The sequence below is a fragment of the Enterobacter cloacae complex sp. AR_0002 genome, assembly GCF_001922365.1.
Lineage (GTDB): Bacteria > Pseudomonadota > Gammaproteobacteria > Enterobacterales > Enterobacteriaceae > Enterobacter > Enterobacter hormaechei_C.
In genome coordinates this window covers 3,554,863-3,569,842 of the sequence record NZ_CP018814.1, presented here as the reverse complement: position 1 = coordinate 3,569,842, position 14,980 = coordinate 3,554,863, and the positions used below count along the sequence as shown (strand labels likewise).

General features: G+C 55.9%; 16 protein-coding genes. 5 read left to right on the top strand and 11 right to left on the bottom strand.

Annotated elements, in window-relative coordinates; all coding sequences use genetic code 11:
• Positions 1 to 4 precede the first annotated feature (4 nt).
• The 4 genes from AM329_RS17695 to AM329_RS17680 all read left to right on the top strand — a co-directional run bounded on the left by AM329_RS17695 (position 5) and on the right by AM329_RS17680 (position 3,589).
• Positions 5 to 1,255 carry an HlyD family secretion protein gene (locus AM329_RS17695; protein WP_022650120.1) on the top strand — a complete coding sequence of 417 codons (1,251 nt, stop codon included), beginning with the start codon at positions 5 to 7 and terminating at the stop codon, positions 1,253 to 1,255.
• 89 nt (positions 1,256 to 1,344) lie between these two features.
• Positions 1,345 to 2,124, top strand: coding sequence for an MBL fold metallo-hydrolase (locus tag AM329_RS17690; protein ID WP_032608169.1), 780 nt, complete (start codon positions 1,345 to 1,347; stop codon positions 2,122 to 2,124).
• A gap of 25 nt (positions 2,125 to 2,149) precedes the next feature.
• Positions 2,150 to 3,136, top strand: coding sequence for a GlxA family transcriptional regulator (locus AM329_RS17685; RefSeq protein ID WP_032608170.1), 987 nt, complete (start codon positions 2,150 to 2,152; stop codon positions 3,134 to 3,136).
• A gap of 123 nt (positions 3,137 to 3,259) precedes the next feature.
• A complete protein-coding gene (locus AM329_RS17680) occupies positions 3,260 to 3,589 on the top strand; it encodes a hypothetical protein (RefSeq protein ID WP_023315117.1) in 330 nt (109 codons plus the stop codon).
• On the opposite strand, the gene AM329_RS17675 is transcribed toward AM329_RS17680, so the two are convergent.
• The 5 genes from AM329_RS17675 to AM329_RS17655 form a co-directional block, all read right to left on the bottom strand.
• The gene (locus AM329_RS17675) at positions 3,567 to 4,370 is read right to left on the bottom strand and encodes a DUF4225 domain-containing protein (protein ID WP_022646593.1); all 804 of its coding nucleotides are present in this window, start codon (positions 4,368 to 4,370) and stop codon (positions 3,567 to 3,569) included. The genes AM329_RS17680 and AM329_RS17675 overlap by 23 nt on opposite strands.
• Positions 4,371 to 4,545: 175 nt before the next feature.
• Positions 4,546 to 5,634 carry an AAA family ATPase gene (locus tag AM329_RS17670; protein WP_006812462.1) on the bottom strand — a complete coding sequence of 363 codons (1,089 nt, stop codon included), beginning with the start codon at positions 5,632 to 5,634 and terminating at the stop codon, positions 4,546 to 4,548.
• A 146-nt stretch (positions 5,635 to 5,780) separates the two neighbouring features.
• Entirely contained in the window at positions 5,781 to 6,740 is a 960-nt protein-coding gene (locus AM329_RS17665) for a DUF523 and DUF1722 domain-containing protein (RefSeq protein ID WP_032608171.1), read from the bottom strand.
• Between the two features lie 102 nt (positions 6,741 to 6,842).
• Complete coding sequence (uraH, locus tag AM329_RS17660) at positions 6,843 to 7,253, bottom strand: hydroxyisourate hydrolase (protein ID WP_022650126.1); 411 nt, start codon at positions 7,251 to 7,253, stop codon at positions 6,843 to 6,845.
• A gap of 99 nt (positions 7,254 to 7,352) precedes the next feature.
• Positions 7,353 to 8,078: a MerR family transcriptional regulator gene (locus tag AM329_RS17655; RefSeq protein ID WP_032608172.1), complete on the bottom strand. Its 726-nt coding sequence runs from the start codon at positions 8,076 to 8,078 to the stop codon at positions 7,353 to 7,355.
• 117 nt (positions 8,079 to 8,195) lie between these two features.
• Here AM329_RS17655 and AM329_RS17650 point away from each other — a divergent pair, with 117 nt between their 5' ends.
• Complete coding sequence (locus AM329_RS17650) at positions 8,196 to 8,720, top strand: lipocalin family protein (protein ID WP_003860954.1); 525 nt, start codon at positions 8,196 to 8,198, stop codon at positions 8,718 to 8,720.
• Between the two features lies 1 nt (position 8,721).
• On the opposite strand, the gene AM329_RS17645 is transcribed toward AM329_RS17650, so the two are convergent.
• The 6 genes from AM329_RS17645 to AM329_RS17620 are packed head-to-tail and all read right to left on the bottom strand — an operon-like array spanning position 8,722 to position 14,757.
• On the bottom strand, positions 8,722 to 9,729 hold the full coding sequence (locus AM329_RS17645) for a fimbrial protein (protein WP_032608174.1): 1,008 nt from the start codon (positions 9,727 to 9,729) through the stop codon (positions 8,722 to 8,724).
• On the bottom strand, positions 9,729 to 10,247 hold the full coding sequence (locus tag AM329_RS17640) for a fimbrial protein (protein WP_022650129.1): 519 nt from the start codon (positions 10,245 to 10,247) through the stop codon (positions 9,729 to 9,731). Before AM329_RS17640 ends, AM329_RS17645 begins: the two co-directional genes overlap by 1 nt.
• Positions 10,238 to 12,763 (bottom strand): fimbria/pilus outer membrane usher protein, encoded by a 2,526-nt coding sequence (locus AM329_RS17635; protein WP_032608175.1) that lies wholly within the window; start codon positions 12,761 to 12,763, stop codon positions 10,238 to 10,240. The genes AM329_RS17640 and AM329_RS17635 overlap by 10 nt, the downstream gene beginning before the upstream one ends.
• 23 nt (positions 12,764 to 12,786) lie before the next feature.
• On the bottom strand, positions 12,787 to 13,464 hold the full coding sequence (locus AM329_RS17630; protein WP_023323945.1) for a molecular chaperone: 678 nt from the start codon (positions 13,462 to 13,464) through the stop codon (positions 12,787 to 12,789).
• A gap of 53 nt (positions 13,465 to 13,517) precedes the next feature.
• The gene (locus tag AM329_RS17625) at positions 13,518 to 14,102 is read right to left on the bottom strand and encodes a fimbrial protein (RefSeq protein WP_023315123.1); all 585 of its coding nucleotides are present in this window, start codon (positions 14,100 to 14,102) and stop codon (positions 13,518 to 13,520) included.
• Between the two features lie 52 nt (positions 14,103 to 14,154).
• Positions 14,155 to 14,757, bottom strand: coding sequence for a helix-turn-helix transcriptional regulator (locus AM329_RS17620; protein WP_032608176.1), 603 nt, complete (start codon positions 14,755 to 14,757; stop codon positions 14,155 to 14,157).
• Between the last annotated feature and the right edge of the window lie 223 nt (positions 14,758 to 14,980).

Genomic DNA, 14,980 nt, shown 5'->3' with positions numbered 1-14,980 from the left:
TATCGTGAAATTAAAAAACCGAAGCGGACAGCGGCGGGCGCTGATCCCGCATCACTTCTCAAAAAGCTATCACATCAACGCGCCACGGCTGAAAGCCGTGCTGACCTTGTTCATCGCCTTTTTTCTCTGCCTGCTGGTCTTTGCGATTGTCTTTAATTTTTCGGAAACCACGCTGGCACGCGGGGTGCTGATCCCGGCGCAGGGCGATGTGGAGGTGCGCGCCAGAGAGTCCGGAACCCTTGTTGATTTTGCCGTCCGGCCCGGCCAGTACGTGAAGGAAAACGATCCGCTGTTCACCGTGTCGCAGGACTATGGCGGCAAGCAGGGCTCGGTGGTGCAGTTTGACCGCCAGCAGATGGAAGCGGAGAAGAAGCGCAGCGAGCAGCGCATTCAGGCCATTGAGGACTCGATTGCGTCGTATCGCAAAAATCTGGCGCAGCAGCTGGCTCTCACCGACAAGCAGATCGCCGTTTCCCGCGATAAGGTGAAGAAGCTGCGCGCGCTGTTAAAAAACAGCACCGACACCTACGAGGCGTGGAAATCCGTCTCCGGGAAGGGCTATGTCTCCAGAGTGGATCTCGATAAAAGCCACAATGATGTGCTCAATGCGCAGCTCAACCTGACGCTGGAGGAGAGCACTATTCTTGAGCTTGAGGCACGCAAAACCAGCCTGACCGACAGCACCCAGTCGCAAATTGACTCTCTGAGCGAAGAGCAGCTGTATGTGAAAAACCGCATCAGCGAAATCGATCGCAACCTGTCCAGCCGGGGAAGTTCCACCATGGCGATGCTGGCCCCTTCCGATGGTTACGTGGTGGCGATTAACTTCCCGCCTGGCCGGGCCATTACGCAAAATAGCGAGGTGGTGGTGGTGATCCGTAAAAATACCGCGGCGACGATGGAGGGGTACCTGTATGTTCCGGCAACGGGGGTGGGGCGCGTGGCGAAAGGCGATAAGGTTAAGCTGCGCTTCGACTCCTGGCCCGTGGACAAATACGGTTCGGTGGAGGCGACGCTGTCCGATTTCTATGAGGTAAACATTGATGCCCATTCGGCGCTGATCCCGCTCCAGGAAGGGCAGAACTACTACCTGGCTAAAGTGCGCGTCCCCTCCTGGTTTACCGACCCGGACAAGAAAAAGCGCATGCTGATGGGCGGGATGACGGTGAACGCCGATATCGTTATCGATCGTAAGCCGCTTATCAATCTGCTGATTGCCCCGCTGGAAAGGGTGCGCAAGCGGTTTATCGATTGACCCGATTTCATCGATCATCGCCCTTTGGCCCACATTCTTAACGGCACCCTGGGGCTATTCTCCTTCTCATACCAACCGGAGGATAGCCCATGAACATTACGCAAATTCGCAATGCCACCCAACTGATCACTTACGCGGGAAAACGCTTTTTAATCGACCCAATGCTGGCGCCAAAAGGCACTTATCCGGGTTTTCCCGGCACGGCGCGGGCTGATATTCGCAACCCGATGGTCGAGCTTCCCGTTGACGTTCAAACGCTTCTGGATGCTGACGCGGTGATCGTCACCCATACCCATGCCGATCACTGGGATCAGTACGCCGTTGAGCTGATCGCCAAAGGCAAGCCGATCTACGTGCAAAATGATAGCGATGCCGCGCTGCTGCGCAGCCAGGGATTTACCAACCTGACGATCATGACCGGGGAAACAACATACGGCGATATCCGGATAGTGAAAACCCACGGCGGCCAGCACGGTACTGACCGCGCTTACGCCGTGCCGGAGCTGGCAGAGTTTCTGGGGGAAGCCTGCGGCGTGGTGTTCCGTCATCCCGATGAGAAGACGCTTTATATCGCAGGGGATACCATCTGGCGCGATGCGGTGGCGGCCAATCTGCAAAAGCACCAGCCGGATATCGTCGTGCTCAACGCCGGTTACGCTCATGTCATTGGGTTTGGGCCGATTATCATGGGGGAAGAAGATCTGCTTAACGTGCATTTCCTGCTGCCGCAGGCGAAAATCGTGGCGACCCATATGGAAGCTATCAACCACTGCCTGCTGACCCGCCGCGCGCTGCGCGAGTATGTTGACGCCAACGAGATAAGTGACGCGGTGAGCATTCCTCAGGACGGCGAAACCGTTATATTCTGAGTGTTAAAGGGGAAAGGAGAGACAGATGCCGCTTGTTAACGTTGCTATTGTCGCGGTGGACGGGTTTAGCCCGTTCCACTACTCCGTCCCCTGCATTCTGTTTGGCGATACGGTATCCGGGGAAAAGCGCTTTAACGTTACGATCTGCGCTGAAAAACCGGGATTCCTGACCTCGAAAGACGGTTTTGCCCTGCATGCGACGCAGGATTTTTCTGCAATCGCATCGGCTGAAATTGTGGTTGTACCCTACTGGCAGCACGTGCTGGAGCGCCCGCCTCAGACGCTGCTCGACAGCCTGGTTCAGGCCAGAGACAACGGGGCGGAAGTTGTTGGGCTGTGTCTGGGATCGTTTGTACTGGGCTATGCGGGCATACTCAGCGGCAAACGGGCCGCCACCCACTGGGAGTTTGAACACCAGTTTCAGACGCTGTTTCCGGACGTTCGACTGGACATCAACGCCCTCTACGTGGATGACGGCAATGTGATCACCTCGGCGGGTACCGCCGCCGCGCTCGACTGCTGTTTGTATATCATCCGCCAGCGCTTTGGCAGCGTTGTCGCCAATCAGATTGCCCGCCGGATGATCGTCCCGCCGCACCGCGAGGGCGGGCAGGCGCAGTTTATTGCGCAACCTGTGCCGAAAGATACCCGCGACGGGCGGATTAACTGTCTCATTGACTACCTTCAGCAGCACATTTCCGAACCGCATAACCTGGATTCGCTGGCGGACGTGGTGTCGATGAGCCGACGCACGCTGACCCGCCATTTTATCAAGGCGACGGGCATGAGCGTTGCCGACTGGCTTACCGCCGAGCGCCTGCGGCGCAGCCAGATCCTGCTGGAGTCCGGCAGTCTGCCAATCGAAAGCGTCGCTGAGCAGGTGGGGTTTTTATCAGCGGTGACGTATCGGCAGCAGTTTAAGGCGCGCTTTGGTGTCAGTCCGGCGGAGTGGCGTAAGACGTTTCGCGTTAAGCCGTATGCAGCGAAAAATAATGCTGGCGCGATGGAATAAAAAGACGTGGGCGGCTTCTTTGCCTTTAAAGCTGGCGGCAATGGATATGCATCAGACGGGTTACAAGCACTTCTCTTCCGGTTAAGATAATCCACGTTACTTTCCAGAAGAAAAGGTAGTGGCATGAACAATATTGAAACGCAGTTACTTGAATCAGGTTTCACCGTAAAAGAATTAGCGTATCTGAACCGAAACATTAGCCGTTATGGTTCATCCCTGCTCGAGGTAGTGCTTGAGTTAGGTAAGCGATTTATCATGGTTCTGTGTATTACTGCGACTGTGGCCCTGATTTTCCTGGCGCTTCTTTTTTTCGCTGAACATTATAATATTGTTTCCGGTGGCATTTCTCTTTTCATCGTATTGATTATTGCCTGGTTTTTTCAACCCCCGATCATTACCTACAAAGCCTGGCGCTTCAGAAAGAAATACATTAGTTCTGTCCAGACGCATTAGAAATTAAATCAAACGAGACTTTTGCAGAGACACCCCAGCCGACAATTTTCATAGTGAGCGCTGCGCGATTCATTCCGTCGACTTTGCGGTAGAAATCCAGCGGGAGATAACGAAACAGACGCCATGATTCGGGTTTCCGGATGGCGCCAAATACCGTATAGACGCTTGCTGCCAGGCTTACGCTATTGAATACCCCAAGTGCTGATTCACGTTTAAATCCCATAAACTGAGCGATATCCATGACGCCATCTGCCAGCATACCTTCGGAGTTTGGTTGATGTTGAAGCGTTCTGTTAATTTCTTTTGAAATGGCATTTGCACCATCCATAACCAGAATCGCTCCTGCAAGCGCACCCACTGGATTCATTGTCATCATTGCACCAACACCTGCAACAATCTGTAACCCTGAAAGCACAACCTTAATCGATGAGATAACGTAACCGACGACTTTGTTATTTTCTTTAACCAGTTCAATCTGAGCAAAAAGCTGAGCTGTACGGGAGCGAAGCATTCTGCTTTGCTCAAGAAGACTTTCGTTCTCAGCCCGGATGTTTTTCAGGCATTCCATGCACTCCTCATCACTTCTGGCTGCCCGGGTAGCACTAAATTGTTGCATCACAAACTGCCGAATATCATCCATAAATTTAATCCGTGCGAGTCCGTCGCTGAGATGTTGCCCTCCGACAATATTCGCAGTATTGATGAGCTTGCGGGCTTCAAGATTTATCATTGTTTCAGCCCATGCGCGGGCGTTCTGACCAGGGAAAAGTACAATATCCATTTTAATTTTCTCATCTGATAACCAACGTTTACAGATTATCCTGGCATCAGAAACTGGCAACAATAAATTGGATAATCTGTCGCGAGCGCAGAATTCGCCGAAGGTATATACCGACGGAAATCATCTTCGTCGTTGATGGCGACCTTGAAAGTGGTGACAGCATAAAAGAAGTGCATTACCCCAGCCGCTCCATCCGTGTCTCCCCCTCCGCCATCGACAGCTGATACAGCGAAAACGATCGGTGCTTCTCAATCAAATGCGCCAGCTCCGGCGAATGGCTGGTGAGCCAGATCTGCGAATAGCGGCTGGCCTCGGCAATGAGGCTTGCCAGGGCGGGCAGCATCTGCGGATGCAGGCTGTTTTCCGGTTCGTTGAGGGCGATAAATGCGGGAGGGCGCGGGCTTAACAGCGCCACCGCCAGGCATAAAAAACGCAGCGTGCCGTCGGAGAACTCTGCCGGTTCCAGCGGTCTGCTCAGCCCCTCGCGCTGCATCATCATGCGGAAGCGCCCGCCGGTGTTGTCGCTGTAAAACACGCAGCCGGGGAAGGCCTGGTCGAGAATGCGCATCAGCAGCAGCTCGTCGCCAATTTCGACAATGGTCTGAAACGCGGCGGCCAGGTTCGCGCCGTCGCTGGCCAGCACCGGGGAGCGGAAACCCACCTGCGGCGCGCGGATCGCCGAGCCGGATGAAACGGAAAACTCATGATAAAAGCGCCAGTTACGCAGGGACTCACGCATCTGCGACACTTCGGGGTAGAGGTGCGGTTCACCGAGCTGACCGAACACTGACTCGTTCTCATACAGCGTACCGCTGTGGGTCACTTTTTCGTGATGTACGTTGTTCAGGAATACGGCCTGATTCTTACGCTTCATCAGCTGTGACGACGGACGACGGTGCTGGCCGCTCAGCCAGATAGATTCCTCTTTGATCACCGGATCGAGCTGAAACTGTGAGGGGTAGGGCAGCTTTTCCACGAACCCGACCTGAAGCTCATATTCATAGGTTTCCGTTTCCACCGCCAGGTTCATGCGCCGCAGCTGGTCGCTGCGGGTTTTGCCCGCCCAGAACACTTTCAAAATGCCGCCCTCGTTTGCCAGCGCCTGGGAGAATTGCCCCTGCGCCGCGCTGTGCATCAGGTAAATCGCTTTATAAATATTGGATTTTCCGGTGCCGTTGGGGCCGAACACGATATTGAGTTGTTCCAGCTCAAGCGACATATCGCGAATTGAGCGGTAGTTTTGAATATGCAGATTTTTGATCATCGGGTTACTCCGCTGTGCACGCTTAACCTGTACAGAATTACAGTATTTTACGCTGAGCGCAAAAAAAAGACGACAGTGAGGGTGTCGTCTAAACGGGGTACAGCTTTGGGCCTCTGTGGGTCAATGGGGCCTTCGCTTCTTTCTTATCAGGTAACGGCCAGACGCAGACCCAAATCATCAGGATAGGGATCAAAGTAGTTTTGCGTCATCAGATACCGGTCAGGGTATTCAGCCAGATAATGCTTAAGCAGCGTCAGCGGCGCGAGGATCGGCAGCAGTCCGTCCCGGTAATGCAGGATCACATCACGCAGTTCTCCGCGCTGGCGGCTGTTCAACTGGTTACGGAAATAGCCCTGAATGTGCATCAGCACGTTAGTGTGATTCTTCCGCGAAGCAGGTTTTTTCAGTATGGTTATCAGTTTGTCGCGATAGGCCACGAAAAACGCGTCCAGATCGTCCCACTCGTGCAGTGATGCCACGAACGGGCCAATTTCACGGTAGCCTGCCTGATGGTGCGCCAGAAGCTGAAGCTTATAGCGGCTGTGAAAGTCCAGCAGAGCACGGCGCGTCAGGCCATTTTTACGCATTACGTTCAGTTCGTGGAGGGCAAAAACGCGCTCAACAAAGTTTTCCCGCAGTACCGGATCGTGCAGGCGACCGTCTTCTTCGACGGGCAGCCAGGGGAAAGTTTCAAGGAGGGCGGCGGTGAACAGCCCGACACCCTCCTTGCGGCCCCGGTTGCCGTTTTCGTCGTACAGCCGCACGCGCTCCATGCCGCAGCTGGGGGATTTTGCACAGACGATAAACCCCGACAGATCGCCGATTTTCGGCAGATAATCTGCCGTAAATGCGGCCATCTTGTGCGTGACGTCATCGTGGGGCGCTTTGCTGAACCGCATTTCTGTCTCGCCGCCGGTGGTCATCACCAGGCGCAGCGCCGGACGAGGCGTGGGCAGGCCGATAGCCATTTCAGGGCATACCGGGCGGAAAGCGACCCACTGCGCCAGCTCATCCATCACAAAGCCCATACGCTTATGCCCGCCGTCAAAGCGAACGGCGGAACCGGTCAAACATCCGCTAATACCCAGCACAGGTTTTGTTGTCATGGTGTGCACCTCCCGATCTCATATCTAAAAGTTACACAACAATGCGAGTTTGTCCAAGTATTGGCGGGATTATTTTTTAATCGTCTTTAAAATCAAGAGCAATCAGCTGCCCTTGTAGGTTGAGTAACCGTACTGGCTGAGCAGAAGCGGGATGTGCAGTTTTTCATTGGTGCGGGTGACGGTGAACAGCACCGGCACTTCCGGGAAGAAGGAGTCCAGCTTTTTGCCGTGGAAGTAATCGGCGGTTTTGAAGGTCACTTTATACACGCCAGGTGCCATATCCTGATCCTGCGGATAAAGCGATTTAATGCGCCCGTCGTGGTCGGTTTTACCGCTGGCAATCGGGGTCCACTTGTCCTGCTCCTGCTTCTCCAGCGTAACGGTCACATCTGCTGGCGGCATACCGGTTTGCTGGTCCAGAACGTGGACGCTCAGGGTGCCTGCCGGGGCGCTGAATGCGGCAGGCGCGAAAGCCATTGCAGCCAGCATCATCAGAGGGAGTGTCTTTTTCATCGTGTTTTCCTGTTGAGTTGTCGGTGACAGGAAAACGTTAGCACTCGCTGCGCGAAAAAATATTCAACTTTTCGTGAAGATTGCCACAGCAGAAAATAATCAGAGGATAATTACCTCAAGGGAAACCTGCTGCTGCCACTGCGCAACCTGCTTTTTCCGCGCGGCGGTGAGTTTGCCGCTGGTGACCAGCAGCCATTTGCGATCCGGGAAAATTTCCGGGGCCAGCGCGGCAGGGGGAACCGGCAGGATGTCGATGCGGTGGCCCTGGCCGGTGCGCGTCAGGGCTTCAAGCCAGATCTCACACGGGTCGTTGAGGTACCAGCCGCTGATGAGGATGTTATCGCCCGGCGCTTTTTTATCGCCCTCAAGGCAAAACGAGGTATAGGCGATGAGGATGCCGTCGAGGATCTCACGCAGCGTCATGGCGGCGGCGACGTTGGCCGATATCTGGCTGCGCAACGGACGCAGCACGTTAGTGACCAGCTCTGGCCTTGGGTATTCGCGTCCGGCGTCGTAAATCATCTGACGCAGGGATTCAATTTTCCCCTCCTGCAACTTTTGCATCATGGCCTGTTGCAGGGTTTGCCAGTTATTGGCGCGGCGCGGCGCAGGGCGTTCCAGCAGTGATTTAACCTGACCGATGGGTACGCCTTTTTTTACCCAGTCGAGGATTTTCAGCGCCTGCTGAACGTCCTCATCGCTGTACAGGCGGTGACCGCCGTCCGTACGCTCGGGTTTGAGCAAGCCATAGCGTCGCTGCCACGCCCGCAGCGTGGTGGCGGTGATGCCGCTGAGTCTGGCGAATTCGCCGATGGAGTAAGCCATGTCTGCATCCGAAGAGAAGGAGTTGTCTCAATATACTACGAATATTCTCCGACGGGATGAAGCGCCGCACGGGTGCGCTACACTTAACGTCCAACCGCGTAAATGAAAGGAGTTCTCATGAGGCTATGGCCTGTAGTTACCGGTGTCGCCATTGCGCTGACTCTGGTTGCCTGTAAATCTCCCACGCCGCCGAAAGGCGTGCAGCCCATTACCGGCTTTGATGCCAGCCGCTATCTCGGCAAATGGTATGAAGTCGCCCGACTGGAAAACCGCTTTGAGCGCGGTCTGGAACAGGTCACCGCGACGTACGGCAAGCGCAGCGATGGCGGTATCAGCGTACTGAACCGCGGCTATGATCCGGTGAAGAACAAATGGAATGAGAGCGAAGGAAAGGCGTACTTTACCGGCGAACCGACTACGGCTGCGCTGAAGGTATCGTTCTTCGGCCCGTTCTACGGCGGCTATAACGTGATCAAGCTGGACGATAAGTACCAGTACGCGCTGGTCAGCGGCCCGAACCGTGACTACCTGTGGATTTTATCGCGCACCCCGACCATTCCGGATGCGGTAAAACAGGACTACCTGAACACCGCACGCGGTCTGGGCTTCCGGGTCGATCAGCTGGTGTGGGTGAAGCACTAACCTACTGATACGAAAAGGTGATGCTTGCCAGGGCATTGGCCGAGCCGGGGACCAGGTCTCCGGTTCGGATGTACTGCGCCTGGAACGGCAGCGACAGCGTTTGTGCTGCGCTGGTGGTCTGGATGAAAAACTGTCCCGTCGTGCCTGCGGCCGAGCTGTCTGGCCCCATCATCAGCGGCCCGGTACCGTTATAGAAAAACTGCACGCCAATGCCGGAGGCCGTGGAGTCCCCGGTCAGCGTCACGACCGACGAGGTATTTGACGGTGTGGTCTGATCGGTCATCACTGCATTAACCGCCACGTTCTCATCGCAGGTCAGGCTGACGTTAAACTCCCCCGACGGCGAGGTGCTGCCTACGCTGGGCAGCGTGTGAACATCAATGGTGCCCAGGTCGACGTTGGCGCTTTTTGTGCCTACCGTGCAGCCGCTTGCCGTCACCGTGATGGTGGTGGGGTTGATGATCACCTGCGCGGTTTTCACTTCGTTGTTATAGGCCGTCAGGATCGCCGCGTTAATGGTCGGGGTCTGGTATACGCCGGATTTCAGCGGAACGCCGGTCTTGATAAACGTCACTTTTGCCGACCAGCCCAGTGCGGTGGCGTAACCGTTAGTCCCATCGGCCGGATAGCTCTGCGTAATGCCCGTCTGCATCGGCACATAGGTGGTGCCGTTATAATCTTTGAGCCCAAGAATGAAGCCGATGCCGGGCACGCCCGTTTCAAATACCATGTAATTTGCGCCATCAAGAATAACCGTGATGCCGGTGGCGGTTATACTGCTGCTCGGCTCCAGCGTCCCTTTGGAGCAGGTAAATACCAGGCCGCACCAGAACACTTCCGAGACGCTCGCAGTGGCGCTCCATTCAGAGCCGATCGTCTTTCCAGGCACGATGGAGTCTGCCGGGCCGGACCATGACATGGGCGTTGGCGAAAGGGTGATATCCGATGTCCAGGAGAGGGCAAGTGCCTGAGAGGACATGAAAAACAGGGCTAAAAACAGTAAACGCATTATTGATACTCCGTCGTCCAGGTCGCCACTGCCGAAACGTCTCCGGCATTGACCGGCGCACCCGTGGCGGCCAGTCGCGCATAGAAGGTCATTTTTACGCTGTCATCCCCCGCCGCGCCGTAAGCAGCGGTTTGGGTGTCCAGCGGGATAAGTACGCTGTCTTTATCCAGTATCTGCACTGCCACGCCGGTCGCGCCGCCGTCAGCGACTTTCAGAAGCTGCGGGTTTTCGTCATCCGGCGTACCGCTGAAGCGGATTTTCACGCCAGCAAAGGTGGGGCCGCACGCTTCAAGGGTGAGCGTGAAGGGCGTTTTGATATTGCTGACCGCCCCCGCCTCGCTAAATTGCTTCACGCCGAGGGTGCCCAGCGGCACGTTTTGCTCCTTCGAATCTTCCGAGACAATGCAGGTATTGCCGATCACGTTGCCGGTCACGGAAACCAGCACGTCATAGCCGCGCGCGGGGACGGTGATGACCATCAGCAGGATCAGGGGGAGGAAACGGACGGTTACTGACATATGGCCTCCTGGGAATAAAGCCCGGTGCGGGCGTGATAATTCTGCGGGTTCAACGCATAGCGGATCGTGCAGCGCTGGGCGCTGTCGCGTCCCCATACGGCATGCAAGGTTCCCTGCGCTGACAGGCCGGTCAGATACACGCTGCCGCCGTCGCCGACGATACCGCTGGCTTTGTCATCCTCTGACGAGACCAGCGTGCCGAAGGGGAGCACGTCTTTAGCGTGACGTACGATAAACATCGCTTTTGCTCCCTGACGCGTGGTGAGGGTGGCGCGAACCAGTGCCCCGTCGGTGGGAATTTTATTGGCGATGGCGTTCTCAAGTTCCACGTCATTGCCCACGGTGGTGACATCCAGCGCAACCTGATTAACGCGATACGGCGTGGCGTACGGGATCACCGCATAGCCCCGGCTGTCGGTTTTGATGCCCTTGTGGTTGAGCACGGCGACATGGCTGGCGCCCGGGGCTTTCACCAGAATATTGGTGTTCCCGAGCGGCTGGCTCAGCGTCAGACCATCCTCATGCAGCACCGCTCCGCCGCTCATCCCGTAGCTGAGGTTGCGGGAGTCACCGGCGTAGCTGTAGCCCAGGTTATAGTCTCCCCACGCGCCCTCGTATTGCAGCGCGGCATCGCCGCCGTAGTGCTGCTGCGCGCTGTAGCGCTGGTTGACGCTATAGAAAAGATTCTCCTGCCCCGGCAGATAACCACTGACACCGGTACTGGCGGTGGTGCCAGCGGGATCCGCATGGGTAGCGGTAAAACGGAGACGGGTCGACAGCGCCGGATTACCCAGCGGCACCGACAGGGACAACGCGAGGATATTGTCTTTCTTGTTGTCGTACAGGCCAGAGCTACGCTGGGCGCTGATGCCAAGCGACAGGTTACGAAACGTCGCGTTCCACGCGAACTGCAAACTTTGCGTGGTTTTTGACGTATTCCAGTAGGTTTGTTGATCCCAGGACAGCGACAGCGCGCCGTATTCGCCCATCGGCTGCGACAACAGCAGCTGATTTTTTGCCTTACGCGACATATGCAGGTTGTAAACCGTGTCGTAGTGAGTGGTGACGGTGCCATCGTCTTCCACGGTCTGTTCTGGCGCTCCGCCCGCCATGCCTTTGTAAGTGGTATCGCTGAGAGTATAAAACCCTGCCGTTGAGTAACGCAGCGAGAAGAAATTGACTCGCGTACCGATATCGTTCAGCAGCTTGCTGTACCGCAGGCGCACCGAATCACCGGTGTAGTGCTGGTTATCAGCCAGCTGGCTGAGGGCATGGGTGAGGTCGAGAGAGTAGGCGCCAAAGCGGCCGAGATTCTGCCCGATCCCGAAGGCCAGGCCGGTGTAGCGATCGGAAAACTGCGCCCCGCCATAAAACGTGAGGCCGTATCGCCAGCCCAGGAACAGCTCGCCCTGCGCGAAGGAGGGCGAGATCTGATTGCCCGCAGGGCGGTATTTCCCCGCACCCAGAGCATATTTGACCTGACCGTTACGCACCAGATTCGGCACGCTGGCAAAGGGCAGGGTGTATTGCGTCTGGCTACCGTCGCTCTCCTGAATGGTGACCGCGAGATCGCCGCCGGAAGAGGTCGGATAGAGATCTTTCAGCACAAACGCCCCCGGCGGAACGGAGGTTTGATAGATGACGTTACCGTTCTGGCGAACCGTCACCGTGGCATTGCTGCGCGCGATGCCGCGCACTTCAGGCGCGTAACCGCTCAGGCTGGCGGGCAACATATTGTCATCGGTCTTCAGGGCAATCCCACGCAGGCCAACGGCGTCAAACACCTGCGAGGAGGTGAACGTTTCACCGGCATAAACCTGGGCACGCAGGGCGCGGATATCCCGCTGTAGCCAGGTCTGGACGTGGGTGAGCTCGTTACTCTCTTTGGTCCACGTGGTGAAATCACGCAGCCGCCATGCGCCCAGGTTGGCGCCGCTGTTCAGGCTCACAAACAGCTGTTGTTCCCGCGTGCGCGTCTCGCCCCGGTAGTCATTATTCGCGCCATTGACCACATAGTTCAGCCACGCGGCAGGGATGCCGGACTCCCAGCTCTCCGGGCTGACGTATCCGCGCGGCAGAGCGCGCATCGCGCTTTGCGGTACGGTGAAGTTGAGGGTAAGCGTCCTCTGGTCAAAATCAAACCGGGTATCGGCGAATGACTGGGTTAAAAAAATGCAGCGCTGCGCAGGCGGCAGCTCACCCCCTTTAGCCTGACGGCTGTCGATGCCAAGTGCGGCGAATTGTGCAGGCGTAAGGCACGGCAGGGCTTCACCGGCGGTGCTTTCAGCGACGCGAAACGTGACGTTACCTGTGAACGCGAACTGGGTATTGATATACACGTTAAGATTGTACTCGCCCGGCGGCAACGCGCTCCCGGCGTTGACCCAGGCGAGATCGGCGCTGTTGGCGCGCTCGCCGTTGAGAAACGCAGGATTAAATTGCAGCTCGCTTTCGGCAGCCACGGCTTGCCGAATCACCAGGGCGATCGCCGTGGCGCACAGGATTTTAATTTTCATGTGGTCACGCCTTACTGTTTTTATTATTGGGACAATGACGTGCGGGTGACGGGCGTCCAGGCCCCATAATCGTTAATCGTCTGGTAGCTCATGCTGCTCGCATGGCTGAAGGTGTCTGCCAGCGTCACGCTGGCTTTCGGCGGTACCATGACGGGCGATACCGGCCTGCCATCAATTTTCACGTTAATGGTGGTGAGGTAATACGGCGTTGGGTTGGTCAGCGTGACCTTGCCCGCGCGGTAGGCGCCGGCAAGGTTTTTCCATGCCTCCCCTGCACCTTCCCTGAGCCGCTCCGGGCGATAAAAGACCTTGATGCGGTTGGCAGAGGCGAATTGCAGCGAATTGCCGGAACCGTTTTTAACCTGCTGTGGGATAGCTTTGACCGTCATCCAGTACAGCGTCTCGCGATCGGCTGGCAGGGCGTCACCGCTGAACATGATTTTCACCGCGCTTTCGCTGGCGGGCTTCATGACGTACAGCGGCGGCGTGATGACGAAGTCGTTGGTACGGCTCCCTTTCTCGTCTTCCATCCATGACTGGATCAGGAACGTGGCATCAGGGTGGGTATTTCTTACCTGCATCATCGTCTGCGTAGCCGCGCCTGCGTAGACCAGCCGCGTTGCGCCTAACCCCACGCCGCCTGCGTACACGGCGGATGAACATAACGTGCCAGCCAGACAAATCCATGTGTTTACGCGCATTGTGCGTCTCCTGAAAGCTGAGTCAGACCCGGCCAGCAGACCGGGCCTGAAGATTACGAATAGGTCACGGTGTAGGTGGCGACCGCGCTGGCATCACCCGCCGTGGCGTTGCCCAGTGGGGAGTAATATTTCGCGCTGAAGTTCAGGGTGTTCGCCCCCGCACGCAGGGGGATCGCTGCTGCCGGCTCACCCAGCCTGACGACGTTGCCCTGTTCGTCATAAAGACGGATAGCGACATGCTGCGCCGAGCCCGCGCCGCCGTTTACTCCCGCGGCCAGGCTATTGACATCGGTACTGTCCGGCGTACCGGTGAAGGTGATAGCCACGGTCGTTGCGGCGATGGGGTTATTTTCCGTGGACGCGGAGGTATCGGCGATTTCGCAATCCTCCAGCGTGATGGAGAAGGCTTTTGCGGTACTGGCTTCACTGCCTGCGGCAGCCAGCGTGGCGGTACGCACTTCCCCCATGTCGACGTCGATATTGGCGCTACCGGCGCTGATGGCACAGGCGGAGGTCACCACTTTACCGCTGAAGTTTACCGTGCCGCCGCTGGTGGTGGCGGCCAGTGCTGAGCCCGCTGGCAGCAGGGCGGCAATGCTTAATGCCAGCAGAGAATGGCAAGTAAGGCGTGCTTTCATTTCATAATTCCTTGATTTTTTTATTACGAGATTTGCTCTGAAAGCGGCAGGTCTAACTGGTTAAAAAGACCAGCAAATCTGTCTTATTCCTGAGCCCGAGTTTCCTTATCGCTGAGCTTTTTAAGGCGCTCACGCGGCGATAAGAAAGTTTCTCCAGTTCTGCGATGTAACGTATATCCAGTCCATTCCTGAGTTCCTTTAATACCCTCCTTTCTCCAGGCGTCAGCGATAACGCCGCTGGCTGCTTTTGGGGCCGATAATGGCTATCGACCATTTTTGCTAGCTTTATCCGCCACTGATAAACCGTGTTCTGTAGCGAGATATAGGCATCAATATCTTCCCGGACCCATAACAGGGAATGGGCAGAGGTTGAGTACAGGCAGATCATCACTTCAGGCTGCGTGGCTTTGATTTTTTTTAAATATTTCAGTGAGTCATACCCTGTATGGTATTTCTCTGCGCCAGATATAAATAAGATATCGATACGAATCGACGACAGCGCCTTATCCAGTTCCTGATAACCTCCTTCGATGATAATGATGTGAAGGTCGTCGCGGATGCTGCTTAATAATGTTTTAATGCCGTTTCTTGCATAATGATCGCCGCCCATCAGTGCAACAGTTATATGCTGTGTTATTTGGCTATTGTTCGTCATGTTATTCCTCGATTTATAATAGTAATCAGGCGAATTATTTATAAGGTTATCGCCAGTATTCTCGAAGCAATGACGTGTTGCATAGTGTAGGCCTACTATACGTCGGCCAATAAAGAGGTAATCTGAATTAATCTAAAATTGTATTAATTACTAAGATCGAGACCGGTTACGACGCTTCCCTCTGATTGGTCTTATTCCGCTTCGCTTTCTGTAAATTATGATA